At 67.2% G+C, this 25,264-nt stretch carries 23 protein-coding genes and 1 pseudogene; 6 read left to right on the top strand and 18 right to left on the bottom strand.

Going from position 1 to position 25,264, the window contains the following annotated elements; translation table 11 throughout:
- Positions 1–57: 57 nt before the first annotated feature.
- From FPY90_RS03035 to FPY90_RS03025, 3 genes and pseudogenes are all read left to right on the top strand, one after another.
- On the top strand, positions 58–1,110 hold the full coding sequence (locus tag FPY90_RS03035; RefSeq protein WP_498683728.1) for a site-specific integrase: 1,053 nt from the start codon (positions 58–60) through the stop codon (positions 1,108–1,110).
- A gap of 39 nt (positions 1,111–1,149) precedes the next feature.
- A pseudogene (locus FPY90_RS03030) lies at positions 1,150–1,444 on the top strand (IS3-like element ISAar4 family transposase); the annotation flags it as partial.
- A 150-nt stretch (positions 1,445–1,594) separates the two neighbouring features.
- Positions 1,595–1,858: a DUF4190 domain-containing protein gene (locus tag FPY90_RS03025; protein ID WP_071215126.1), complete on the top strand. Its 264-nt coding sequence runs from the start codon at positions 1,595–1,597 to the stop codon at positions 1,856–1,858.
- A gap of 141 nt (positions 1,859–1,999) precedes the next feature.
- Here FPY90_RS03025 and FPY90_RS03020 read toward each other — a convergent pair whose 3' ends face one another.
- The 3 genes from FPY90_RS03020 to FPY90_RS03010 are packed head-to-tail and all read right to left on the bottom strand — an operon-like array spanning position 2,000 to position 2,976.
- Positions 2,000–2,428 carry a hypothetical protein gene (locus tag FPY90_RS03020; RefSeq protein ID WP_498683727.1) on the bottom strand — a complete coding sequence of 143 codons (429 nt, stop codon included), beginning with the start codon at positions 2,426–2,428 and terminating at the stop codon, positions 2,000–2,002.
- Entirely contained in the window at positions 2,425–2,658 is a 234-nt protein-coding gene (locus tag FPY90_RS03015; RefSeq protein ID WP_498685493.1) for a PxKF domain-containing protein, read from the bottom strand. The genes FPY90_RS03020 and FPY90_RS03015 overlap by 4 nt, the downstream gene beginning before the upstream one ends.
- A 54-nt stretch (positions 2,659–2,712) precedes the next feature.
- Positions 2,713–2,976: a nidogen-like domain-containing protein gene (locus FPY90_RS03010; protein ID WP_498683725.1), complete on the bottom strand. Its 264-nt coding sequence runs from the start codon at positions 2,974–2,976 to the stop codon at positions 2,713–2,715.
- Between the two features lie 957 nt (positions 2,977–3,933).
- Here FPY90_RS03010 and FPY90_RS03005 point away from each other — a divergent pair.
- Positions 3,934–4,386, top strand: coding sequence for a carboxymuconolactone decarboxylase family protein (locus FPY90_RS03005; RefSeq protein ID WP_498683723.1), 453 nt, complete (start codon positions 3,934–3,936; stop codon positions 4,384–4,386).
- Here FPY90_RS03005 and FPY90_RS03000 read toward each other — a convergent pair.
- Positions 4,383–5,033 carry a response regulator gene (locus FPY90_RS03000; RefSeq protein ID WP_498683722.1) on the bottom strand — a complete coding sequence of 217 codons (651 nt, stop codon included), beginning with the start codon at positions 5,031–5,033 and terminating at the stop codon, positions 4,383–4,385. The genes FPY90_RS03005 and FPY90_RS03000 overlap by 4 nt on opposite strands.
- Positions 5,024–6,985 carry a sensor histidine kinase gene (locus FPY90_RS02995; protein ID WP_498683720.1) on the bottom strand — a complete coding sequence of 654 codons (1,962 nt, stop codon included), beginning with the start codon at positions 6,983–6,985 and terminating at the stop codon, positions 5,024–5,026. The genes FPY90_RS03000 and FPY90_RS02995 overlap by 10 nt, the downstream gene beginning before the upstream one ends.
- A gap of 149 nt (positions 6,986–7,134) precedes the next feature.
- On the opposite strand from FPY90_RS02995, the gene FPY90_RS02990 reads away from it, so the two are divergent.
- Complete coding sequence (locus FPY90_RS02990; protein WP_071215132.1) at positions 7,135–7,875, top strand: hypothetical protein; 741 nt, start codon at positions 7,135–7,137, stop codon at positions 7,873–7,875.
- A gap of 72 nt (positions 7,876–7,947) precedes the next feature.
- Here the strand turns inward: FPY90_RS02990 and FPY90_RS02985 are convergent, their stop codons facing one another.
- From FPY90_RS02985 to FPY90_RS02925, 13 genes are all read right to left on the bottom strand, one after another.
- A complete protein-coding gene (locus tag FPY90_RS02985) occupies positions 7,948–9,144 on the bottom strand; it encodes a type II toxin-antitoxin system HipA family toxin (protein ID WP_498683718.1) in 1,197 nt (398 codons plus the stop codon).
- Positions 9,141–9,386, bottom strand: coding sequence for a helix-turn-helix transcriptional regulator (locus FPY90_RS02980; RefSeq protein ID WP_498683716.1), 246 nt, complete (start codon positions 9,384–9,386; stop codon positions 9,141–9,143). Before FPY90_RS02980 ends, FPY90_RS02985 begins: the two co-directional genes overlap by 4 nt.
- Positions 9,387–9,500: 114 nt before the next feature.
- Positions 9,501–9,878, bottom strand: a complete 378-nt coding sequence (locus FPY90_RS02975; protein ID WP_071215201.1) for a glyoxalase superfamily protein — start codon at positions 9,876–9,878, stop codon at positions 9,501–9,503.
- A 109-nt stretch (positions 9,879–9,987) separates the two neighbouring features.
- Positions 9,988–11,628 (bottom strand): ABC transporter permease, encoded by a 1,641-nt coding sequence (locus tag FPY90_RS02970; protein WP_498683714.1) that lies wholly within the window; start codon positions 11,626–11,628, stop codon positions 9,988–9,990.
- Positions 11,625–12,581 (bottom strand): ABC transporter ATP-binding protein, encoded by a 957-nt coding sequence (locus tag FPY90_RS02965; RefSeq protein WP_071215135.1) that lies wholly within the window; start codon positions 12,579–12,581, stop codon positions 11,625–11,627. Before FPY90_RS02965 ends, FPY90_RS02970 begins: the two co-directional genes overlap by 4 nt.
- A 10-nt stretch (positions 12,582–12,591) precedes the next feature.
- On the bottom strand, positions 12,592–13,266 hold the full coding sequence (locus tag FPY90_RS02960; protein ID WP_071215136.1) for a TetR/AcrR family transcriptional regulator: 675 nt from the start codon (positions 13,264–13,266) through the stop codon (positions 12,592–12,594).
- Between the two features lie 286 nt (positions 13,267–13,552).
- Positions 13,553–14,224 (bottom strand): alpha/beta fold hydrolase, encoded by a 672-nt coding sequence (locus tag FPY90_RS02955; RefSeq protein WP_071215202.1) that lies wholly within the window; start codon positions 14,222–14,224, stop codon positions 13,553–13,555.
- A 52-nt stretch (positions 14,225–14,276) separates the two neighbouring features.
- Positions 14,277–14,801 (bottom strand): hypothetical protein, encoded by a 525-nt coding sequence (locus FPY90_RS02950; protein WP_498683711.1) that lies wholly within the window; start codon positions 14,799–14,801, stop codon positions 14,277–14,279.
- An 87-nt stretch (positions 14,802–14,888) separates the two neighbouring features.
- Positions 14,889–17,204 (bottom strand): FdhF/YdeP family oxidoreductase, encoded by a 2,316-nt coding sequence (locus FPY90_RS02945; protein WP_498683709.1) that lies wholly within the window; start codon positions 17,202–17,204, stop codon positions 14,889–14,891.
- Between the two features lie 284 nt (positions 17,205–17,488).
- On the bottom strand, positions 17,489–18,532 hold the full coding sequence (gene moaA, locus FPY90_RS02940) for a GTP 3',8-cyclase MoaA (RefSeq protein WP_498683708.1): 1,044 nt from the start codon (positions 18,530–18,532) through the stop codon (positions 17,489–17,491).
- A 437-nt stretch (positions 18,533–18,969) separates the two neighbouring features.
- Entirely contained in the window at positions 18,970–22,539 is a 3,570-nt protein-coding gene (locus FPY90_RS02935; RefSeq protein ID WP_498683706.1) for a DNA polymerase III subunit alpha, read from the bottom strand.
- A 255-nt stretch (positions 22,540–22,794) separates the two neighbouring features.
- Positions 22,795–24,159, bottom strand: coding sequence for a dihydrolipoyl dehydrogenase family protein (locus FPY90_RS02930; RefSeq protein ID WP_071215142.1), 1,365 nt, complete (start codon positions 24,157–24,159; stop codon positions 22,795–22,797).
- A 141-nt stretch (positions 24,160–24,300) separates the two neighbouring features.
- Positions 24,301–24,612, bottom strand: a complete 312-nt coding sequence (locus FPY90_RS02925) for a hypothetical protein (protein ID WP_071215143.1) — start codon at positions 24,610–24,612, stop codon at positions 24,301–24,303.
- Positions 24,613–24,817: 205 nt separating this feature from the next.
- Here FPY90_RS02925 and FPY90_RS02920 point away from each other — a divergent pair, with 205 nt between their 5' ends.
- Positions 24,818–25,258 (top strand): VOC family protein, encoded by a 441-nt coding sequence (locus FPY90_RS02920; protein ID WP_071215144.1) that lies wholly within the window; start codon positions 24,818–24,820, stop codon positions 25,256–25,258.
- Positions 25,259–25,264 lie beyond the last annotated feature (6 nt).

Genomic DNA, 25,264 nt, shown 5'->3' with positions numbered 1-25,264 from the left:
TTGGATAACGGACTCACTATCCAAGGTTAGGGCCTAAGGCCCCACAGCTATGCGACCTTGTTCGGGCTGATCGCCGGCACCGGCATGCGGACCAGCGAAACGTTGGCGCTGAAGTGCGACGACGTGGATATGAATAATGGCATCATTACCATCCGTGCCGGCAAGCGAGGCCGGGTGCGACTGGTGCCCCTGCATCCCAGTGCCTTGGAACCGTTGGGAACATATGCCGCGGATCGAGAGCACCGTTATGGTCTGGCCGAGGGGGACGCCCCTTTCTTCCGCACCGACCGAAGTAACCGCATTAGCTACGGCGCCGCAGATCACACGTTCAGTGTCTTGCGGCGGCAGCTGGGCTGGAGCGCTGTCGGGCGCACGCGGACACCACGTTTCCACGACCTGCGTCATCGCATGGTGGTGCGGCGTGTTGAGGCCTGCCACGCCCAGAACCTCAACGTTGATGCCAAGATCCCGGTGTTGGCAACCCATTATGGGCCACGAAGAGGTGAGAAACCTTTACTGGTATTTTTCTGCCGCACCCGAACTGATGCAAATCATTTCAGGGCAGTTCGAAGCCTTTTCCGATCCCGGAGTCGGTGCATCATGATGTCCGTGCAGATCCGATTCCCGCAGCTGGTCCAGGATTTCTTCCTCCAACGACTGATCACCCAACGCGGGCTCAATGCCCGTACGATGGAATGCTACCGCGATGCGTTTGAATTGCTTTTCTGCAACATTGAGGGCAGGACCGGCTCCCCGCCCTCAATGTTGCAGGTGACTGACCTGGACGTTCCCATGGTGCTCGATTTCCTTGACCATCTCGAAAACGAACGTCAGAACAGTGTCCGGACCCGGAACGCGCGGATGGCGGCAATCCACTCCTTCATGCGCTATGCGGCGGTGCGGGATCCAGCGTCGTTGCCGATTCCCGCCAGGGTGTTGGATATCCCTGCCAAGCGATTCGACCGGCCCGTGCTTGGCTATCTGAGCAGGGAACAGATAGCAGCAATATTGGCCGCCCCGGATCGCTCCACCCGGAGCGGGCACCTCGACGCGGCCATGCTCACCACCGCCTACAACCCCGGGCCCGCGTTTCGGAGATCACCGCACTGAGTGTCACCGTCCGAGTTAAGCCGATTGCGGCTTAATGCGGACCGTGGCAGCGTCTACACCTCGGCCTCCTACGGAGCGCTGGTCGCCAGGCTGGGCATGCATTCCTCCCTGGGCAATACCGGGATTTACGCAGGACTTCAGCCAGGCCGAGACCTTCTTTTCGGCCCTGAAAAACAAGCGCGTCTCCCGCACGACCTACGCCACCAAGGACCGCAAGGACGTCATCCACTACATCGAGGGCTTCTAGAACAGCCGCAGGCGCCATTCCGCGCTCAATTACCGGAGTCCGAACGAAGTCCACCATGGTTACCAGCAGCCACCCTTGGCAGCGTAGAGAAGCCACTAATCCGCTGCCCTAGGAACTCTAGGCAGCCCAGTCGCTGCAGCCTTCGAACCTAGATACAAAAAGCCCGCCACTTGGTACTCTGTGGGTGTCGTCCAACATGTGCGATGTCTAGACCCGCGGACTTGAAAGGCGTAGCCCATGAGCGTCCCCCTGAACCGGACACCGCCACGCCAGGCCCGCGGGTCCCTGCCCGCCAAGACCAACGCTCTTGCCATCGCCGCCTTCGTCACGTCGTTCTTTATCGGCATGGCCGGCGTGATCATGGGGCACGTCTCCCTGCACCAGATCAAGACCACCGGTGAAGGCGGCAGGTGGTTGGCCATCGCCGCGCTGGCGATCGGCTACTCGCTCACGGCGATCGTGGCTTACTACGTCGTCTCCCTCCTGTCGTCATTCAGCTGAGGCCGGACGAACTCCCCCAGTGCCGCAACTCGTGTTCGTGTGTGAATGAGCGAGGCCGGGATCCCCACTCCGCGCGGGTTTGCATGCGGGCACGAAAAGGATGGAGCCCCCGAATTCGCGGGCTCCATCCTTTTCCTTTTGCTATCGGGTTCTGCGGTAACCCCGGTCCAGGAGGCCGCCGATCAGTCCCGCCACCGCGCCCGGCAGGGCGACTGCTGCCACAATGTGGCGGAGTAGGCTATGCGGCTGCACCAAAGCGACTCCACCAATCAGGACGGCAGGCGCCGCCACACACGCGGTGACCCAGTGCGGATGCCCGCGCTGGAACGACCAGAACGCTGCGACCAGGGAGGCCGCCGAGCCGCCCAGCAGGTAGAGGCCGCCGACGCGGGCGTCCTCCTCGAGACCTGGCACCGCGATGTATCCGATGAACGTCGATATCCACAGGCCTCTGGCCATCAGGACGATGGATGCCACGATCAAGAGGGCCCATGGAATGACGCCCAGCCACCCCCGGCGGCTGAGGGAAGCGCGGCCCCGGCGCGTCCCCGCGGCTCCGTTTCCTGTCATCGGACAAACCTGAATGTTGCCCGATGCGAATTGCCGTCGCTCAGCACCTTCTGGAACACCCGGCAGGTCCCGGCCCAGCTCGGCTCGGTCTTCCACACGTAGTTGTAGGTCTGGGTATCCACGTCATAGCTGAGCGAGCTGGCCCCGGCTGTCGCGGCCTCCTCCACGGCAACAATTTGAGCGTCGGACGGGCAGCTGACACGGGCCGAGGTGGGCGACCCTTCCTTGATGACGTCGAGCCCGAAGTCCCCTCCGAGGCCTTCGTACGTGGTTTCGCCCCAGACTTAGGCAACGGGCTGGGATCCGGCGCTGCGGGTGTCTGCGTCCGCGAAGAACGGGGCGATGATCTGGGAGCTGGTACCCGCCAGTCCAATTGGGGTGTAGGTGGAGAGGGGCCCATCGAAGGTGACGTTGCCGTTGTTGTTCACCCAAAGGCTCTGGAATGACGACCCGTAGAAGTTGACGCCGAATGGAAGCGGGACTGGCGCCGTCGATGAGTCGTCGTTGGCATTCAAAACGTTTTCGTTGCAATCGGTGGTTTTGTTCACCGCCACTGGCCTTCAGGAACGGTCTGCGCCACAACCGGTTGGGCAACGAGCGTTGCCGCAAAAGCAATGGCTGAATTCTTTCCCCACGCACGACTGTGCATTTCTACTCCCCCAGAGATACGATGACGAGCCTAAAGCTACCATCGCCAACTCAACAGCGTCCATCGGTTTTCCCAATGAGTTTACGTTGGCTGTGCTGGTCAGCGCGGACCGCCTCGACCGGGGAAGGTTTCCTCCAGGTGTCGGCCCCGAAGGATCCAGGGTGCCATCCCCCCCCGTCTGCGCATGTTCGTCGGCCGCGACCCGCAATCACGAGACGGCGGCAGTGGAGAAAACCTCCAACCACTTCATTTCCGCCGGCCGCCGGCCCTCCGCAACACCCGACGATCCGGTGAGCGAGAGCTCGGGTTATTACTGGTCCAACAGCGCACTTCCCATGCCTCCGGGGCGATGGGCCCCTTCCGGGCCAAAGCCCTGGACCAACTTCTTTCCGGGTGGCTGCAGACCACGGACGAGGCATGGGCCGATCGGGCCCGTGAGCTCTCGAGCTTCGTGCCTGAACACGGACGGATGCCGCAGGCCGGGCCGAAAAACTGGGTGCACTGTGGCTCCGCACGCAACGGGCACACCAGAATATGGGGGCCTTCCGCAGCGACCGGGACGCGTGGCTACATAACCCTGGCCAACCCTTGGTCACGGTTCAAACGACCGCACGGCGCCCTCATCTCAGCGGAACCGCCGCCAACTCGGGGATCCAGAAGCTCGTTGATGCGGGAGCCCTTCAAATTCGTGGGGCGCGGGAAACGCGGTCAAGCGTCAAGTGCATCGGCGAACACCGCGAAGACCTGTTGACACCGAATGCAGGTGCCCATCTGTCCAAACACGGCCCGCCAGGGGTTCTGGGGCCCGTTGTCAACCCCCTAGCTACTTGTCGGCAAGCCGGGCTAGCATCTAGTCATGGAACCCAGGGTGAATCTCAGCAAGTCCGATCCTGCTGCGTATGCGGCGTTGTTGTCCATGAACAAGGCCGCCAGCGATTCCGCCGACGCCGCAGGAATTGATCCCAAGCTTCGCGAGCTGCTCAAGGTGCGGGCTTCGCAAATCAATGGCTGCACCTATTGCCTGCGCATGCATACCCGCGATGCCCTTGCACTCGGGGAAAGCACCGACCGGCTGGCAGTGGTCTCGGCGTGGGCCGATTCCGAGTACTTCACCGCTGTGGAACGCGCGGCCCTGGCTTTGTGCGAATCCATCACGATGATCTCGGTGGACCACGTCCCGCATGGGGTGTACACGATGGCCCGGGCGGTGCTGTCCGACGAGCAGATCTCGGCCGTCGCCTGGCTGAGCGCGGCGATCAACATGTTCAACCGGGTCGCGATCACCTCCCGTTACCCGGTCAAGCCCTAGTTGCTTCCCTGCGCCTGCAGGTAGGTGACCACCGCCAGCACCCGGCGGTGGTCCTGCGGGGCCACGGGCAGCTCCAGCTTGGCGAGGATGTTGCCCACGTGGGTCTCCACGGTGCGTTCGGTCAACCACAGCCGCTGGGCAATGCCCAGGTTGGTGCGCCCCTCGGCCATCAGCGCCAACACCTCGCGCTCGCGCGCGGTCAGTGCCTCGACGCGGCGGTTGGTGCGTGCGGCTCCGATGAGTTCAACAACCATTTCCGGGTCCAGTGCCGTGGCGCCTTGGCGCACCCGGCGCAGGGTCTCGAGGAATTCGTTCACATCCAGCACCCGGTCCTTGAGCAGGTAGGCGAAGTACCCGCCGGGGACCAGCCGTGCGGTGTGCGTGGTTTCCATGTGCTGGGACAGCAGCACGATGCCCATCCTGGGGTACTCGCCGCGCAGCAGCACCGCCGCACGCGCCCCGTCGTCGGTGAGGTCCGGGGGCATGCGCACGTCGCAGACCAGCACGTCAGGTTCCAGTGCCCGCGTCCGCGCCAATGCGGCCGCGGCATTCCCGACCGCGGCCACCACTTCGTGTCCCGCATCCTCCAAAAGGTTCGAGAGCCCCTGGCGAAAGAGCGCGGAGTCCTCGGCGATGACTATGCGCATGGCAGCACCGCCTCGATGACGGTGCCGCGGCCGACTTGGCTGTGGATGTTCATTGATCCGCCCAACGCCCCGACCCTGTCGGCCAGGCCCGCCAGTCCCCCGCCCGGGGTGCGCATGGCCCCGCCGCGGCCGTCGTCGCTCACGCTCAGGCGGACCGATTCGCCTTCCCGCCCCAGCCTGACGGTGATGCGCCGGGCCCCGGCATGCTTGACGGCATTGTGCACCGCTTCGGCGGCGACGAAGTAGGCGGTGGCTCCCACGAGCTCCGGGACCATGCCCAGGGAATCCCCGATCCGCAGCTGCACCGGCGTCGGGGAGCGGCCGCTGAGTTGCCGCAGCGCAACTTCCAGGCCCTCGTCCAGGGCGCTGGGCCTGATGCCATGGGCGATCTGCCGCAATTCGGCCACGGCCGTGCCGAGCTCGGCCACCGATTCGTCGAGCATCCCGCGCAGGGCCTGCTCACGTGGCGGCAGCTGCCGCTGGATCAGGCGAAGCGCCATGCCCAGGGCCACCAACCGTTGCTGGGCGCCGTCGTGCAGGTCGCGCTCGAGGCGCTTGCGTTCGTGGTGGGCGGCCAGCAGGATCCGGATGCGGCTGGCATCCGTCTCCGCCAGTGCGGTTGCCAACTCGAGTTGTTGCCTGCCCATTTCCAGCGGCAGCGCCAGCGCCCGGGTGACATGGGTGTTAAACACGGCCCGGTGTCCCGGAGAGGGAAGCACCACTCCGATCCTGCGCCCGGCCAGGTCCACCGGGACGCCCCCGCCGGCCTCGATCCGGTGCCCGGAGGCGTCCAGGTATGTCGAACCGCCGGACGTTGCGTAGCCAAGGCGCAAGGAAAGGTCCCCGGTGGCGGTGCGCAGCACCGCTTCCAGGTCCGTGGGCCGTGCCGCATCCGCCAGGACCTGCCGCTGGAACATCGACAGGGCATCCATGAGCCTTTCGTGTTCCGCATGGAAGATTCGGCCGATCGCGCGCAGGATGCGCGGCCGCAGCCCGGCCAAGAACAAGGTTCCGGCGGCCACCCCGACCAGGGACAGGACCGCGGCGGCCGGGCTCCCCACACCCGGCCAGCGCAAGAGCAACAGCGTCAGCGCCATGACCAGGCCGCACATCACCGTCAGGCCCAGCAGGGCGACCAGGACCCGGCCGGCATCAAGGAGATCCGAACGCAGGATCCCCACGGCGATGGCGGCGGGGATCAACAGGTTCATGGCAGCCAGGCCCAGCAGTACCGGCCACTGCCGCCCACCCATCAGGTAGCCCGCCCAGCACAGCAACAAGGCCGCCGGCACAATGGCCCCGGCAACGGCCAACCAGCGGATCTGCGTCCTCGTTGCCGGGTCGGCCGCGCGAAAGCGCTCGAGCAGTCCGTAGGCGCTGGCGAGCAGCAGCACCAGGAACACCGGAAGCAGGGCGGCGGCCGCGATGTCGGCGCCCTGCACCGGCGCCATCGCGCGGTGTTGCTGCTGGAAACCGCTGGCGTAGGGCCCGGGTCCCAGGCCCGCCAGCACCGTGAAGGCCGCGGTGACGGCGCAGAGCCCGCGGGCCAGGTTCCGTGTGGCCCGGCTCCCGAACCGGCCCGCGGGGAAGAGCAACAGCATCAGCGCCCATGGCAGGTACAGCAGCATCCAACTGCCCTGCGCCAGGGACACCAGCAAGCCGCTGAGCGGAAGCCCCGGATGCAGTTGGGCTGCGGCCATCCAGGTGTCATTGGTGCCGACCGCCAGCGTGGCAAGTCCCGCGCAGCACAGCAAGGCGCCCACGGCCTGGGCCGGGAACCTGCCGGTGATGGCTTGTCCCAAGACGAGTGGTGGAAGGGCGAATGCGATGCTCAGCACGAGCCAACGCGCCGCTGCGCCGTCGAGGCCCAGCAGCACGGCAGTGGCGTCCACCGCCAGCAGCCCAGCTGCCAGTGGAAGGACGGCTATCGATACCGCACGCGCCCATGCCATGGAGCAAGCCTAAACCTGTGGCGTTGCCCCGTTCGTCCGTGCTGGCACGGGGATTCTTCCGGTGTTCCCCACGATCCGCGAACCACGGTTCAGGCCCATGCTGGATCCATGGTCCACGAGCGTGGACCTGCGTTTGAAAGGGGAAGAACATGACCAAGACCAGTGAGGTGCGGCCCGGCATCGCGGATCGGGGCGCGGGGCGCGATATGCGTGGGGTGTGGAGGATCCTGGCGGCCCTGGTGATCACCCTTGGGCCCCTGAGCATCGCGGTGGGCCGGGGCGTCATGCCGTATTGGACCACAGACGACGCCGCCGCCATGGTCTCCGGGGTCCTGGAGCACCAGCAAACCATGGACGCCCTGCTTTGGGGCGGCATCATCGTCTCGCCGGCGCTGCTGCTGGGCGTGTTGGCCATCGCCCATGTTGCCAGGCGCGGGGCGCCGCTGCTGGCCACCCTGGGTGCAGCCTTCGGCTTCCTGGCCTGGACCATGGGCTCGGCAACCGCAAACATGGACTACTTGGTGTCCCGGCTGGGTGCCAACGGATTCGACCAGGCCACGATCGTGCGCATCGGCGACGCCGTGCAGAACAGCGCGTTTGCCGCGACCTGCGGCATCATTTGGCTCATCGGGCACATTGCCGGAATGGTCTTGACCGGCGTTGCCCTGGGCAGGGCCGGGATCATCAATTGGTGGATCGCCGGCGCGCTAATCGTCTCCCAACCCATCCACTTCATTGCCGCTGTCGTCATTCCCAGCAGGTTGCTGGATGTGACGCTCGGTTGGGGACTGACCACGATTGCCAGTGCCTTCGTCAGCCTGGCCGTCCTGCGGATGTCCAACGACCAATGGGACCTGGGGCCCGCGGCCAGGATTCGAGCAATGCGCTGAGGGGAAAACCACAAACACGGATCGTCTCGGCGTCCATGGTGCAGATGATGCCCCGTGGACGCCGGGGCGGTGCTATGCCTGCAGCTCGTGCCGGCGGAAGCGCAGTTCCCGCTCCGTCCCGCGCAACGGGGAACCCTCGAAAGGCAAGGCAGCCAGGTCCACCGAGGCCGCCGCCTTGAGTGCGAGCCGGTTTGCCGACGCCGCGGCCCTGGGCGGCAGGCCGAGGGCGTCGGCAAATTCCGCCCAATGCCTGGCCTTGAGGTTCTTCAGTTTTCCCGCAATCGGAAGTGCCATGGTTTCATCGCCGTACAACAGTGTGCAGGGCAGGTCATACATGGGCGAGATCTCGAAACCGCCGGCCTGCCTTCCCAGCACGGAGAGGTTCTTGGCATGAAGGTCGCCGTTGCCGGTCAGCCAGCCAAAGGCAAATTGCAGGTACAGGTTTCGGCGGGCCACCACAGGGGCAATGCACAAGCGGGCCAGGGCCAATGCAAGGTCCTCGGCCGCCACACCGTACTTCGCGGCCGGGGGCAGGCCCATGACCTGTGTTCCGTCCTCGAGGGCCATCCGGTGCCAGTGGCCGTCGGTTCCCTTCCGGCGGTCGAACCTCTCGACCAGCAGGCCGGCCAGTCCGTGCTTGTCATGGATGATCCGGTTGCCAACCACCGGGAGGTTCAGGTTTCTTGCCCCGGCCAGGTGCGCGGCCTCGTTGGCCACCAGATGGGGGTTCTGTGCGGGATCGAGCTTGAGCAGATAGCGCCGGCCCCGCGTCGCCAATGGCGTGGTGAGCATCGAGGCGCTCGCCTTGTCCTGGACCCCGGGAAATGCGTGCAGGTCCACCGAGTTCGCCAGGACGGCGAAGTCCAGGTCTTCCGGTGTCGAGGTGTCCGCCAGCGCCTCCGGTTCGGCGGGAACGTCCCCCGCGGGAACCACCTGTACGTCGCCCGGGACATCGGCACCCACGGCGAGCAGCAAGGTCAGTTCGTCGTCGAAGCTGGTCTTGGTCGCATTCTTCAACACCGTCAGCCGGTGTCCCTCGGGAAGCAGCCCCGCAAAGAACGCGGGAAGGGCACCATTGGGCGTTTCGACTGCGGCGTTTTCCAGCGGAAGGGAAAAGGCCACCGGCGCCTTGCCGCCGGCCAGGTAGCTGTCTAGGTAGCCGAAGCGGATGCCCCCGGCAGCCGTCCGGGTTAGCTCCCCCGCGTGGACACCGTTCTTGTAGACGTCGGCACCCTCGATGAACCTGAGCCGGTGGAGGTCCGGGGTCATCGACCGACGCCAATCTTGAGCCCCAGCACGTTGAGGACGGAGGCCACGGCGCGCAGGGACGGATTGCCGGTGGCGGTTTCCAGCGCGCGCACGGTCCGTTCGGAGACCTCGGCCAAGTCGGCCAGTTCCCCTTGGGTCAACCCGGCGTCCTTGCGGGCCCGGCGGATCTCCAGCGCCAGTGCCGATACGGTGTCAATGCCACTTCCTGCACCGGCAAGATAATGCCGCTCTTGATGCTTCATCATCCCATGATCCACGGAAAACCCGTTTTCGGCAAGATCTTGCCGAAAACGGGTTTCTGAGCGGGCCCACCCGCTACAGGGCGGCTGATCGGCAATTTGTTGCCGGTTGGGCGTCTACCCGTTCGGGCGCTGCGGCAGGTACTGCACCGCCCACTTGTTGCCGTCCGGATCGGCGAAGTACACGAAGTGCCCCCACGGCTGGATGTCGACGTCGCTTACGTCCACGCCGTTGGCCTTGAGCTGGTCGTGGGCCTTGCGGATGTCGCTGACCACCATCTGCAGGCTCGGCGCCGTTCCGGGGGCCGCGTCGTTCAGGCCCTCGCCGATGGTGATGGAGCAGGCGGATCCCGGCGGGGTCAGCTGGACGAAGCGGATCGCCTCGGTGGGTCGCTCGTCGTAGTCGGCGTTGAACCCGACCTTGTTCACGTAGAAATCCTTGGCGCGGTCCACATCGGACACGGGGACAAATACCAGTTCCAGTTTCCAGTCCATGGCGCCCACGCTACTGCCGCAACAAAACCCGTGTAAAGGGGTTGCAAGGGCCCTACCCCTGCCGGGGCGCAGCACCCGCACAGGGGAACGGGGCACGCGCCCCGTTCCGCTATTCGGGCATCAGGTCCCTGGCCCGGAAGCGCCAGAACCCGATCGTGGCCAGCACCAGGGCGATGACGCCAAGGACCACCAGGGGCAGCAGGGCGAAGTCCTCGGCCGGGAGCCTCGGGACCGCCCCGAACGGGGTGGCCTTGATAACGTCCTCGGAGAGCGAAAGCAATCCGCCGAACATCGCGGCCATGACCGAGAGCCCGTAGACCGCCCACGCGATGCCGGTGCTGGGACGCGGGATGAATCCCTGACAGAAGAGCAGCACCCCGAGCATCAGCAGCACCGCCGGCCAGTAGGCGAACGAGGCGGCGGCCATGGATCCGCCGGTCGCCGCGCCCTGGGACGATGCCCCGGTGAGGTAGCCGCCGACCAGCAGCATCGCCGCGGAGCCGGCCCCCGCCACCAGGACGTGCGCCCACAGCCAGCCGAAGCGCGAGAGCGATCCGGCCAGCTGGCTCTCCAGCCGCCCGCTTTCCTCCTCGCTGCGTGCCCCGGCCAGCGCCTGGACGGCGAACGCCCCGGCCAGCAGCCCGTTGAAAAGCACGAAGATGCCCATCACCCCGTCAAGCATGTCGTGTCCGGGGCCCACGAAGGACTTGGCGAACGGGTTGTCCGGGTCCAGCACCGAGGTCATGGCCCGGGCCACCGACCCGAAGAAGAGCCCCGCAACCACCGCGCCCAGGAACCAGCCGAGAAGCGAGCCGCGTTGCAGCCGCAGCACCAGGCCCAGCGGGTTGGCCAGCAGCGCCGAGGCGGTGGCCGGGCCGGCGCGCTCGGGCAGGATGCCGGAGCCGAGGTCGCGCCGGGTTTCCAGGCGCAGCGCCAGCGCGCATCCGAGCACCGCCAGCCCCAGCAGGGCCGTCAGCGGCCACCAGTTGTCCTGGCCGAAGGAGCGCATGTTCTGCGCCCAGCCAATGGGCGAGTACCAGCTCAGTGCGCTCGGGTCGGTGCCGTTGGCCTGCAGGTCGGCGCCCGCGCGGATGAAGTAGAAGAGCGCCAACAGTGCCACGGCCAGCGAGTTTGCCCCGCGGCTGGTGGTCGCCAGCTGGCCGCAGATCGCCGAGACCGCCACGAAAGCCAACCCGGTTCCGGCGATGGAGGCGCCCATGGTCCACGATCCGCCGGTCGGCAGCTTCAGGCCCAGGCACAGCAGGGAGATCAGCAAGCCGGTGACGACGGACAGCGATCCGGCCACCAGGTAGTTGGCCACGGGGTAGGCGTGCCGCCCCAGCGCGGCCGAACGCAGCAGCTCGGTGCGCCCGGTCTCTTCGTCGGCCCGTCCGTTGCGGGTGACCAGGAAGATCGAGGCGAAGCCCAGGGCCACGGCCAGGGTCATCCAGATCTTGATGACCAGGATGCCGCCGAGCGAACCTGCCGCGTAGGGCAGGCCTGTCATGGCCGCCACCGCCGGGGTGTTGGCCACCTGGGCATAGGCGTCGCGGGACTCCTGGGTCGGGAAGGCCTCCTGCTGGGAGCCGTAGACGATCGGGATCATCACCGCCAGCACCCCCGCCCAGATGAGCAGCCGCAGCCAGTTGCGGCGCAGGATGAATCCCGCGGCCGTGCCCACCCCGGCCAGGGAACCGGTGGAGGCGGAGGTTCGGCGCGTGGCGCGGCCCGGGGCCGTTGCGCTGCTCATCGCGCACCTGCCGCAGGTGCGTGGGCGTGGCGTCCGGGCCTGGCGGCTGCCGGCTGTAGCGGCAGCCCCCCGTAGTGGCGCAGGAACAGGTCCTCGAGCGACGGCGGGGTCGAGACCAGGGAACGGGGCGAGTACCTGGAAAGCGCCTCGAGCACGCCGCCCAGGTCTTCCTCGCCGACGGTGAAGGTGGCCTTGGGACCGTCCATGACCAGGTCACCGATGCCCGGGACCGCGGCAAGTGCGGAGGTGTTTCCGGCCAGCAGCACCGAGACGGTGGTGCGGTGCAGGTGGCGCAGGGATTCGAGGCGCCCGGCCTCGACCGTCTGGCCCTCGCGGATGATGGTGACGGTATCGCAGAGCTTCTCGACCTCGGCGAAGATGTGGCTGGAAAGCAGCACCGAACGCCCCTCGGCCTTGACCTCGCGGATGCAGGCGGTGAAGACCTGTTCCATCAGCGGGTCTAGGCCCGATGTCGGCTCGTCCAGCAGCAGCAGCTCGGCGTCCGAGGCCAGGGCCGCGACCAGGGCGACCTTCTGCCGGTTGCCCTTGGAGTAGCTGCGCGCCTTCTTGGTGGGGTCCAGGTCGAAGCGTTCGAGCAGCGCGTCGCGCTTGGTGGCATCCACGCCGCCGCGCAGGGACGCCAAGATGCCGATGGCCTGGCCGCCGGTGAGATTGGGCCACAGGGCGACCTCTCCGGGCACGTAGGCGATGCGCCGGTGCAGGGCCACGGCGTCGTCCCACGGGTCCCCGCCCAGCAGCTTCACGCTGCCCGAATCGGCACGCAGCAACCCGAGCAGGATGCGGATGGTGGTCGACTTGCCCGACCCGTTGGGCCCGAGGAATCCGGCGACCTCTCCGGCCTCGACCTGCAGATCCAGTCCCGCCAGGGCCGCGGTGCGCCCGAAATGCTTGTGCAGGCCGGCCACCGAGATGGCCTGGGTGTTGGTGGACATGGTTTTCTCCTTACCGTGTCACGGTTTCTCCCGCGAGGCCCGCGGGCGGGTTCTTGGTGCCGGCCAGGAAGGCCAGGTATTCATCGAGGTATTCCCGGCTGGTGAACAGCCCCTCGGTGTACAGCTCGAGGGTTGGCAGCACTGCCTCGGCGTAGTAGCGTTCCATCACCGCACCAAAGTCCTCCAGCGGCGTCCCGGGACGCATGGCGAAGCTGACCACCATGGCGCCGATCGACTGCTGGACCAGGAAGCGCACGCGCGCCTCCTCGTCGCGGCTGGGAATGATGATTCCCCGCTCCACGGCGTCGCGCGAGAATTCCAGGGCCTCGACGACCATGTGCTCGATAAAGTCCCTTCCCGCCTCCCCGCCCTCGCGGACCGAGCGCAGGATGTAGACCAGCAGGATCCCGCCCTCGCGCGATGACGGGAACTGTGCAAAGAGTTGCCGGGGCGAGGCCTTGAGGCTTTCGTTCTTCAGCGCGCGGTAGCGTGCAAGCACCGTGACGTCGCATTCGGCGCGCAGCGCTTCCTTGGATCCGAAGTGGTGGCGGACCAGGCCGGCGCTGACCTCGGCGCGGGCGGCAATGGCGCGCAGGGATTCATCGAACCCGTGCGCCGCGAAGCACTCGATGGCGGCGTCGCGCAGCCGGGCCCGTCCGGTCAGATCCTCTCGGGCTGTACTCATGTATAGGACGCTACTCGCGTGTATAGCGCTCGGCAATAGGTCGAAGGTCCCGATTTTCCCTTCGTCCTCCGCCTCGGTTTTTGCCGCGGGGGCCCGGCGTTTTCGAGGTAGGGCCGGACGGCCGGATCAAGGTGCCGCTCGCGGATCCGGCGGCGCGAACACCTCATTGCCGAGGACGGGGGCGGCACGGACGGATGTGCCGGCTTTGGCTTGCGCAAGGGGCGGCGCACGACCGGCCCGTGCGTGGACCCGGCGCTCCTTGCCGGCCGCCGCACCGGCGACGGCCTTAGAGGGAGGCCTTGCAGGCGCCGTCCAGAAAGACGGCCACCTCGCGAGGGCGGGAGAGCAAGGGTGCGTGGCCGGAATCGATCTCCGTCACCGCAGCGCCCATCCGTTCGGCCATTTCCCGCTGCAGCGTCGGAGGCACGGCACGGTCGGCGGTGGCAACCAGGTAATGCGCCGGCAGATCCAGCCATGCCGGCCGCCCCACCGTTGCCTTGTCCAGCCCGATGCGCGTCAGCTTCTGCACGGCCGCACCCAGCGCGGCATCCTCGGAGGACAGCTCCCCCGCCATCACCTCGCCGAAGTGCGCCCGGTCGATGTAGGTGTGGTTTCCGGCGACGACCACGTGCTGCGGGATCATGCTGCCCGGATGCAGCCTGGACAAGCGGCTCACGGATTCGCCCTCGGCCGGTGCAGACGCCGCGACATAGGCCAGCGCCCCCACGTTTCGGGCCCCGCGTGCCGCCTCGCCAATCACTGCCCCGCCGTACGACCACCCTGCCAGCAGGACCGGTGCACCCACGGTGGCCAGGGTCCGGCGCACGCTGGCCACGTCGTCGTCAAACGATTCGAGGCCGAGCTGGGCGGCCACGGGGTCATGGCCAAGGGCGCGCAGCTCGGCGATGACCCGCAACCAGGCCGAACCGTCGGACCACAACCCGTGCACCAGCGCCATGACCGCCACCGAAACCCCGTTTTCCCGTAGTTGGCTTGCCCGCAGCAACACCCTACAGGGGCAGTGTCATGCCCAGGGAGAAGTTCAGGCTCGTGGCAAAGGTCAGGTACATCAGCCAGAGGCCCGTGACCAGGTGCCACAGCCCGAGCGACCGCTCGCCCCATGCCTGCCCAATGCTGTGGAAGAAGTCGCTGATGTAGATCAAGGTCAGGCCCACGAACAGCAGCCCGACGGGCCAGTCTCCGGCGTTGGTGCGCGGGTCCACACCCTGCCAGCGGTTGTAGCCCAGTGCGAACCAGTGGATCCCGTATGCGGAGAAGGCGAGGGCTGCCATGTACAGCGGCGCGTCCTTGAACACCTGGAACCATGTCAGGCCGACGAAGAGGATGATGCCGGTGACCAGCTGGCAGAAGCCCGGGAGCCAGATGCCCCACACGCCTGTCGACCTGTCCACGGATTCGTCACGCTTGGGCCAGTGAAACAATTCCTCGGGACCGTAGATCAAGTAGCCGGTCCCCAGGCCGCAAAAACCCAGCGCCAGCGGCGCAAACGCCGATGACCGAAAAATTAGGTCCATTGCCGTACTCCTTGGCAAACTGAAAAGCCGTTAACAATCCAGGCTGGGTCATAGGCTTGCCCTTCCTCGCTTCCCGGAGGTGTTTGCTCAGGAACCTACGGCGTAGGCGGGCTCGGCTGCCTTTTCCAGGCGCACGACGACGGACTTGGACACCGGGGTATTGGAACCCTCGGCCGTGGCGTCCAGGGAGACGAGCACGTTTGCTTCGGGGAAGTACGCGGCCACGCAGCCACGCGCGGTGGGGTAGCCGATGATGCGCTGCTGGCGCAGGACCCGGTCGATGCCGTCGGGCGACTCGCTGTGGATGTCCACGTAGCTGCCGTCGGCGATGCCGAGTTCGGCCAGGTCGGCCGGGTTCACGAACAGGACGTGACGGCCCTTCTTCACGCCCCGGTACCTGTCGTTGAGGGTGTACATGGTGGTGTTGAACTGGTCGTGGGCGCGGACGGACTGCAGCAGCAGCCGCCCCTTGGGGACCTCCACGGTTTCCAGCTCGCTGACCGTGAAGATGGCCTTGCCCGAAGGTGTGGGGAACGTGCGGCTGTCGCGCGGCGGGTGCGGCAGGACGAAGCCGCCGGGACGGCGGACCTTGGCGTTGTAGTCCTCGCAGCCCTTGCAGACGTGCCCGATGTGCTCGCGTATGGTGTCGTAGTCGGCCTCGAACCCGGCCCAGTCGATGGGGTGATCGCGGCCCAGGACGGCCCGGGCAAGCCGGCTGACGATGGCCATCTCGGAGAGCAGGTTCGTCCCGACCGGCTCCACCTTTCCGTGCGAGGCATGCACGGCACACACCGTGTCCTCGACGGTGACGAATTGTTCGCCGGATGCCTGCCGGTCGATTTCGGTCCGGCCCATGGTGGGCAGGATCAGGGCCTTCTCCCCCGTGAAGGCGTGGGAGCGGTTCAGCTTGGTTGACACCTGGACCGTGAGCTTCATCTTTTGCATGGCCTCCTCGGCCACGACGGTGTCGGAGATTGCGCTGACCAGGTTCCCGCCCATGGCGAAGAGAACCTTGAGCTTGCCGTCGCGCATGGCGCGGATGCTCTGGACCGCGTCGAAACCGTTCTCCCGCGGCGGGTCGAAATTGAACTCCTTGCCCAGTGCGTCCAGGAAGACCGGCGGCATCTGCTCCCAGATGCCCATGGTCCGGTCGCCCTGGACATTGCTGTGTCCGCGGATGGGCGAGGGGCCGGCCCCGGGCTTTCCGATGTTTCCGCGCAGCAGCAGCAGGTTGACGATTTCCTTGATGGTGGGCACGGCCTTCTTGTGCTGGGTCAGGCCCATGGCCCAGGTGACAATGACTTTGTCCGCCTTCAGGTAGCGGTCGGCGAGTTCGTCGATTTCCGCCGTCCGCAGTCCGGTGGCGGCCAAGACTTCCGCATCGTCGAGGTTGGCGATGTGGGCCCGGTATTCCTCCAGGCCCTGGCAGCTTTCCTCCAGGAACGCGTGGTCCAGGACGGCGCCGGGTGCCGCGTCTTCGGCGGCAAAGACCCGCTTGGCCAGGGCCTGCATCAGGGCCATGTCTCCGGCCAGCCGGATCTGCAGGAACTGGTCGGCCAGATCGGTGCCCTTGCCGACCAGCCCGCGGGGCTTCTGCGGGTTCCTGAAGTTGATCAGGCCGGCTTCGGGCAGCGGGTTGACGGCCACGATCTGGGCACCGGCGAGCTTGGCTTCCTCCAGCGCCGTCAGCATCCGCGGATGGCAGGTGCCAGGGTTCTGCCCCATGATGATGATCAGGTCCGACTTGGCAAAGTCTTCATAGGAGATCGCGGACTTGCCCACCCCGATGGTTTCCCCCATGGCGAGTCCCGTGGACTCGTGGCACATGTTGGAGCAGTCCGGCAGGTTGTTGGTGCCGAAGGCGCGGGCAAACAACTGGTATTGGAAGGCCGTCTCGTTGCTGGTGCGGCCGCTGGTATAGAACGCTGCCTCATTCGGGGAATCGAGGGCGTTCAGCTCACCGGCCACCAGCCGGAACGCGTTGTCCCAGCTGATGGGCTGGTAATGGTCCGAGCCTGCCGGCTTGTAGACCGGATCAACCAGCCGTCCCTGCTGGCCCAGCCAGTACTCGCTGCGCTCCCGCATGGAGGACACCGAATTGGCTTCCCAGAATTCCCGCGGCACCGTCAGCAGCCCCGCTTCCCACGTCACCGCCTTGGCGCCGTTTTCGCAGAACTCCGCCGTCTTGCGGTGCGGCGGATCCGGCCAGGCACAGCTCATGCAGTCAAAGCCGTCCTTCTGGTTCATTGCCAGCAGGGTTTTTGCGGATCGCACGGGGCCCATGGCCGAAAGCGCCTGGGGAAGGGATTCGGTGAGGCCGTGAAGCCCCGCTGCCGCCCGGGCGGGCCGGCCGACCTTCATCTTGGCGTCCGAGTCATCCTGGACCGGGGGCTTGTTGCTCATGGCACACACAACCTTTTGCTTGAAGAATCGACTCTCCGGAATGAAGGGTGTATCCGGTCAATCCGGTTCCACGCCCGGTGTCGTGTGCGCCGCCCCCCACACGCACGACGTTGGGCGTTCATTAGCAGGTAGGACCGTTCTAGCATCGCTACTTGGCAAAGACAACATGGCCATCACGTGACGTGCCTTACACTGGCGGTTGCCCGTCGCAACGGCCAGGCAATCCCCTCGGGAAACCGCGCATCCGCGCACCGCTTGGCAGCCCGGCTGCAGCACTCCGGTCCTCAGCCGCCGATGTAGTTCATCTCGATTTTTTTCATGCCCGGCTTGGCCACGCCGGGTGTTCTGGAACTGCGCAGTTCCGAGTACCTGTCCGTCCGGGCGCCCCACAGGGCCGCGAGTGCAGTGGCCAAGTCTTCGTCCGTGGCACCGGCGCGGAGCAGTGCCCGCAGGTCGGTGCCCCGGGTGGCGAACAGGCAGGTAAACAGCTTGCCGTCGGCGGAGAGCCGCGCCCGGGTGCATCCGCCGCAGAAGGCACGGGTAACACTGGAGATCGCGCCGATCTCGCCGGCGCCGTCCGCATACCGCCAGCGCTGGGCGGTCTCGCCCGGGTAGTTTGCCTCCAGCGGCTCCAGCGGAAACACGCTGCCGATCCGTTCAACCACCTCCGCACTCGGCACCACCTGGTCCATCTTCCAGCCGTTGGAGGTTCCCACGTCCATGTATTCAATGAAGCGCAGGATGAATCCGGTGCCCCGGAAGTGCCGGGCCATGTCAACGATGCTGCCATCGTTCAGGCCCCGCTTGACCACCATGTTGACCTTCACCGGGCCCAGACCCGCGGCTTGGGCCGCGTCGATTGCGTGCAGGACTTTCGCCACGGGGTACTCGACGTCGTTCATGGACTGGAAGACGGCCTCGTCCAGGGAATCCAGCGACACCGTGACCCGGTCCAGGCCGGCGGCCTTGAGTGCCTCCGCCTTCTGCGCCAGGACGGAGCCGTTGGTGGTCATGGCGAGGTCGGGCGGTTCGCCGCCGGGCGTGCGCAGTGCGGCGAGCATGGCGATAAGGTCCTCGATGCCGCGGCGCAGCAGCGGCTCGCCACCGGTCAGCCGGATCTTGCGCACGCCGTGGTCCATGGCGATCCGGGCCAGCGTGGTGATCTCCTCGAAGGTGAGCAGCTGGTCATGCGGCATGAACACGAAATCGCGGCCGAAGATTTCCTTGGGCATGCAGTAGACGCAGCGGAAGTTGCAGCGGTCCGTGACGGATATCCGCAGGTCCCGCAACGGGCGCTGCAGCGTATCGGTCATCTGTGGGGCAGCCATTGTTCAACCTCCAACACGGGTCCGGACCTTGGCCGGAACCCTGTTTCCACCATAGGCCTGCACGAAGCCGACGTCGAGGATGGGGAGTGCGAGTGCGACGGCCGCCGCGCCCATCCCCGGGATCGGTGCTGGCCGGAATCGCCAATTGAACCTGGTCTTTGCCTTCACCCGAAGAGGCCGGCCGGTTTCGCGGGTGGCCTTTGACCCGGGCCGTGGGGTGATGGGTCCGGGCACGATCATGAGGGAAAGCACTCCCGCCGCCTCCTTGCCCGCCTCGGGTTTGCCGTTTTCCGTCCGCCCCGGTCAACCAGCGCTCGCGTCCCCGGCCGAATCGCGGGGGAAACGAGTCGGCGCAGATCCCGGGCGCCATGTGTATGCGTGTGAAAAGTGTTTATTGATGCCTTTCGCATCAATCCAGGGGTTGTCCTTCGGTGCGTTCAGGCACCCAGGTAGCCGCGGGTGTCCAGGTCCTCGGCGGCCATGCGCGCGGCCAGGGATTTTTCCGCCTCCCGCACCGGCCGGGCGGCGGAGGACCCGAAGCTCTCGTTGCGGGCGCGTGCGGGGTCGGACAGGTGGCCGGGGGCCGGCAGCGCGGATTTGTCCGACAGGTCCCAGGCGTCCAGCGCCTGCAGGCTGATCCCGCGCGGTCCGGTGCGCCGGGTGAGCCCGTGGATCAGCAGCAGCCGGGTGGAGAAGAGCAGCGGGCCGCAACGCTGCTGGGCCTCGTGGAAGAACGTGGCATCGACGCAGCCGGTCCCGTCGTCAACCGAGATGAACACGACCCGGCGCCCGCCGCGCATCGGCGGGGTCTGGGTGGCCACGCGCACCCCGGCCACCAGGACCTCGGTGCCGTTGCGCATGCCCAGCAGGTCCGCGGAGCGAGACACGCCCAGGGACCGCAGCAGCGGGGCGTGGGATTCCATCAGGTGGGCGGTGACATCCAGGCTCATCAGGTCCAGTTCGGTGCGCACCACCTCGTCCAGCGGCGTTGGCGCCGCCCCGATGGCCATGTTGGCAAGGTCCAGGTCCCCCAGCGGCAACGACAGCTGCCCGGGGATCGGCCGGTGGCGCTGCGGCAGCGCCCTGCCGGCCGGTGCCCGCAGGTGCTCGATGAGATCGGCCCGGTTCCCGCGCCCGGTGCGCGCCTGCAGCGAGTCGAAGGCGCCCAGGGCCGCGAAGTGGTTCAGCGAGGTGCGGGTCAGCCCGGAGCGGGCGCGCACATCGGCGATCGAGTCGTAGGGCTGCCCGGCCGCCACCCGGGCGACCTCGCGCTCGGAGACCGAGCGGATCCCGCGCAGCGAGAGCCTGATCCCGTACCTGCCCGGGGGCGCGGCCCCCGCGGCGCGCGGGACCACCGGAAGCTGCGCGGGGGGCAGCAGCCCCTCGAGCCTTTCCACCTTGTAGCCGGGCGCGGAGCGGTTGATGTCCAGCGGCAGGATCGCGATGCCCATGCGCCGGGCCTCGGCGACCAGCAGCCGCTTGGGGTACATGCCCGGGTCGTGTTCCCAGATCCCGGCCAGGAAGGCCTCCGGATGGTGGGCCTTGAGCCAGGCCGAGTGGTAGGTGGGCACGGCGAAGGCGGCCCCGTGGGCCTTGCAGAACCCGAAGGACCCGAAGGCCGCCAGCGTGTGCCAGACCTCGTCGATGACCTCCAGCGAGTAGCCGCGGCCCAGCGCCCGGGAACGGAAGAGCGCCTCGACAGCCGGTTCGGCGTGCGGGTTTCCCAGCAGCCGGCGGTAGACATCGGCCTGGGCCAGCCCGCAGCCGGTCATCTTGTCGAAGATCCGCAGCACCTGTTCGTGGAAGACGGTGACCCCGTGGGTCTCGGCGAGCGCCGGCGCAAGGTCGGGGTGGGGGTATTTTTCGGGTGCGAAGCCGTGGCGGTTTTCCAGGTAGGGCTTGACCATGTTGGATTTCATGGGTCCGGGGCGGAAGAGGGAGATGTCGATGATGAGGTCGTTGAATTCGCGCGGGGCGAGCTTGCCGATGAGTTCGCGTTGTCCGGGTGATTCGATCTGGAAGCAGCCCAGGGTGTGGGTGGAGCGGATGAGTTCGAAGGTGGGTTCGTCGTCCAGCGGGACCAGGGCGAGGTCGATGGCTCCGTTGGGTTGGATGTAGCCGGGGATTTCCCCGGGCTTGCGTCCCCGGTGCCCGCCTGCCTTGGCGACGGCTTGTGCGTCGGGGTGCAGGCGCTGGATTTCCTCCAGTGCGTAGGTGATGGCCGATTGCATGCGCACCCCCAGGACGTCGAGCTTGAGCATGCCCATGGGGTCCATGTCGTGTTTGTCGAATTGGCTCATGGGCAGGGAGATGCCGCTGGGTTCGACGGGGGTGCGGTCCCGCAGCTGCGCGTCGGAGAGGATGACGCCGCAGGGGTGCATGGAGATGTGGCGGGGCAGCCGGTCGAGGCGTTCGGTGAGGTCCACGAGCAGGTCGAGTTGTTTTTCGGTGCCGAGGCGGTCGGCGAAGGGTGCGAGCTCGGGTTTTTCCTCCAGGGCTTCGCGGAAGGAGGAGGCGGAGAAGCGCCAGAGTTGCTTGGCGATCGTATCGATGTCTTCTTCCTCCATGCCCAGGGCGGCTCCGGCGTCGCGCACCGCCCCCCGGGCGCGGTAGCCGTTTTGCATGCTCATGAGGCTGACGCGGTCGGCTCCGAAGCGTTCGAAGATCTTGTGGTAGATCTCGTGGCGCCTGGCGGATTCGACGTCGATGTCGATGTCGGGCAGGGTGGCGCGGTCGCGGGAGAGGAAGCGCTCGAAGAGCAGGTCGTGGGCCAGGGGGTTTACCTGGCTGATGCCGATGAGGTAGTTGACCAGTGAGGAGGCTCCTGACCCCCGGGCGGCGGAGCGTATTCCCAGGCGGGTGATCATGGAGCTGACTTCGGCGACGGTGAGGAAGTAGGGGGCGAAGCCGAGGTCGGCGATGGTGGACAGCTCGGCCTCCAGGCGGTGGCGCATCGCGGGGTCGTTGGCCTGGGCGGGGATCAGGCGGGTGATGCCTGCCTCGGCGCGGGAGGCGAGTTCGTTTTCGGGGTTTCCGGTGATGCCGATGATGTGGGCCTCGGGGACCACGGGGATCGACCATCCTGTGTCGGGGACCGGGTCAAGGCGCGCCCAGTCGGCGAGCGCTGCGGTGTTGCGCAGCAGTGTGGCTGCCAGGGGGGTGTCGGAGGCGGAGCGGGCGATTTCGGTGGCGAGGTGGTGCATGTGTTCGGCGGGTTTGAGCCAGCCCTGCCCGTTGGGCTGGATGTCGTTGAGGGTTTCCAGGGAGGACAGGGCTCGTGCGGAGTCCAGGACATCGGCGGTTGCCGCTCCGTCGGGGTCGGCGTAGCGCACGGCGTTGGTCAGGACGGGGGCGATGCCCGTGTCGGTGGCGCAGCGCAGCATGCGGATGGCGTGTGCGGTGCTGAGCTTCTCCCCCGGGCTATTCAGGTGCGTGGTGATCTCCACCCGCAGGGCGCTTGCCCCCAGCAGGGAGCGCCAGGTGCGCAACAGGGTGCGGGCCTGGGTGTAGTGGCGGTGTCCGGTGGCCAGGCCGATGTCTGAGCCCGGTCCCAGCAGGATGGTGAGCAGCGCTTCCCCGTCGGGGCCCAGTGCGTGGGTGCCCAGTTCCTCGCGGGTGATCCCCACGGCTGGCTTGGCGACCCCGGCGGGTGTGTTGGGTTGGTGTGCCGCGGTGACCAGGTGGCAGAGGGCGGCGTATCCGGCGCCGTTGCTATGCCCCTTGGCCAGGGCGACGATGCGTCCGGCGGTGCGCATCGGTGGTGGCTTGCCGTGGGGAGCGGGGCGGGGTGCGGGTTCGAGGATGGCCAGGTCCACCCCGAGGATGGGGTCGATGCCGTGTCCGATGCAGGCCTTGAGGTGCTTGACGCTTCCGTAGAGTCCGTCGCGGTCGGTGATGGCCAGGGCGTCCGCGCCGTCGGCGAGCGCGGCGGCGACCAGGTCCTTGGGCCAGGAGACCCCGTAGTGTGCGCTGAAGGCGGAGGCGACGTGCAGGTGGGTGAAGCCCATGGTGCCTGCCCCTCCCCTGTCCCGCGGCGCGCCCCGGTCCCCCGGCGGGTTGCGCCTGCGGGCACGTGCCTTGGTGGTCCTCGGTGCCGGGGTTCGTGTGGCCGGGCGAGGAGGGGGACGAATTCATTCTATTAGAACATGCGTTCTAATCAAGTCCCGTGGCAGGACCGCGCGGAGGACTCCCGGACACCGGGGCCCCCTCCCTGCGCTGACCTGCGGCGGGAAGGGGGCGGTGAGAAGGCCCACTGGCGCGGCCTAGATTCCTTCGTCGCTTCGCAGCCGGTCCAGGGCAACGAGGTAGGCCTCGGTGTAGCTGGGGAATTGCGGGGCCATGTCGCGCAGGACCTCCAGCGGGGTCTCCGCCCTGATGGCCAGGGATGCCAGGTGGATCCATTCGCTGGCTTGCGGGGCGATGGCCCAGGCCCCGATGACGACCCTCCGGTGCCGGTCCACCAGCAGGCCCAGGTCCCCTCGCGGATCCTGCTCGTAGGTCCAGGGCCGGGCGAGGGTCTCGGGCAGGTTGACCTGGATGTACGCCGCGTCGATTCCACGCCCCTCGGCCGTCTCCCGGGTCAGGCCCACGGCGGCGATCTCCGGGCTGGCGAAGACCACGCGCGGGATCCCGTCGTAGCTTGCACTTCGCTCCCTGCCCAGGATGCAGTCGGCCACGATGCGGCCCTGGTACTTGGCCACATGGGTGAAGGGCATGATCCCGGTGACGTCCCCGATGGCCCAGAGCCCCTCGGCGGCCCAGCAGTGCTCGTCAACCCGTACCCCGCCCTTCCCGTCAAGGGTCGCCCCGGCGCGTGCCACATCCAGGCCGTCGGCACGCGGGACCCTTCCTGTGGCGAAGAAGACCGCATCGACCGCGACCTCCCCGCCCGCCTGCAGCTGAAGGATGCTGGTCCCGTCCTCCCCGCGCCGCCCGCTGGTCACGGTGCTGTTGGCCAGCACCTTGACCCCGAGCCGGCGCAGGTGCTCCTCGGCGAGCGCGGAGACCTCGGGCTCCTCGCGCCGCAGCAGCCGGGCGCTGCGGTTGAGCACGGTGACCTGGACCCCGAATCCGGCCAGGAAGAAGGCGGCCTCCAGCGCCACCGCGGATCCGCCCACGATGGCCACGGATTTCGGCAGCGTCGCCAGGGTGTAGAGCTCGCGGTTGGTCCAGGCGGTGATTTCCCCGCTCCCCGGGAACTCGGGGACCACGGGGACGGTTCCCGTGGCGATGACGATGTGGTGAGCCAGGTATTGGTTCCCGTTGGCGCTGAGGTGTCCCGGTCCGGTGATTGTCGCCTTGCCGCGCACCACGGTCGCCCCGCGCTTGGCGTACCCCTGCTCCTGGGCGCTGTCGTCGAGGTGCCGGGCCATGTAGTCGCGGTATTCCCGGGCCTTTTCCCAGTCCAGGGCGCTTTCGGCGGCTCCGGCCGCACCTGCCGCCTCGATGTTCACCTCTGGCCCGCGCAGGACGGTCTTGGAGGGGACGCAGGCCCAGTAGGCGCATTCCCCGCCAATGAGCTCGGATTCGAAGACCACGACCTTCTTGCCGGCGGTGAGCAGCCGGTCGGCGGCGACTTCGCCGCCGGGTCCCATGCCGATGATCGCGGCATCGAATACTTCTTCCATTAGAGCGCTCCCGTGTTCGTGTTCCTCGCGGCCGCCGTCCAGGCACCTGCCCCCAGCCTTTCACCTGGCGCGGCCGACGGCCAGAGCCCGCCGTGCCCAATGATGGCACCAACCCGGTTTCGGGCCGGCCGGCCCGACGCGCTAGGCGCTTTCCCGGTAGGCCTCGGGCATGCGGATGATCCGCCAGCGGCCGGTATCGGCCTGGCGGGAAACCTCGAAGGTGCGCAATGGGCCCACGCCGGCGAGCTTGACCTGCAATTGCCAGACCTCGTAGTCCACGAGCCCCGGGCCGCGGCCGCGTTCGGCACGCAGCTCCTCGGTCCACCAGTTCCGTCGCTCGAACCAGCGCACCGGCTCGGCCGCGAGCCGGTATTCGCGGCCCTGCCAGCGCATGCGGATCGGCACCCCCGCCGGTGTGCAGTCAACCTCGATCGACTGGGTAAAGATTCCCATTCGCTCGCCACCCTTCCCGTTGCACAGGCGGGCCCGACACCTCCCTTGCCCCAGGGGCATGAAAGGCGGTTGCGGGTTGCGCCCGTGCATTCACCAGTTTATTAGAAACTTTGTTCTAGACAAGACGAGAGTAGAACATGCGTACTACGGTTTGTTGTTGAGGGGTCCTCTTGATGCCCATTCACATGGGCCTATGCTTGGGTGCATGAGCATAGACACGCCCCCGGCAGTCACCGCGCTCACCCTTGGGGTGCGCGATGTCCAGCGGTCACGCGACTTCTACGTCACGGGCCTGGGTTTCCGCGAAATCAATTTCATCCCCGGCGAGATCCTGTTCGTCCAGGCCGGCCACGGGCTCATGCTCGCGCTGTGGAACGTCGAATCGATGCCCGGCGAATACGGGGAAGTCGGGCACGGCCCGCTGGCCCCTCCGGTCTCCCTGGGCCACAACACCACCAGCGTCGCCGAGGTCAACGACCTCTACGCCCGCGCCCTGGACGCCGGCGCAACCCCGATCGGCGCGCCAACCACCCGGGAATGGGGCGGCACCAGCGCGTGCGTGGCAGACCCGGACGGCTTCCGCTGGGATTTTGTGCACAACCCGTCCTTCGCCATCGACGACGACGGAACCGTCACCGGTGTCTGAGAACTC

This window comes from Arthrobacter sp. C2 (assembly GCA_024207135.1).
GTDB lineage: Bacteria > Actinomycetota > Actinomycetes > Actinomycetales > Micrococcaceae > Paeniglutamicibacter.
Note: the sequence above shows the minus strand (reverse complement) of the source record. Positions and strands in the feature narration are given on the sequence as shown.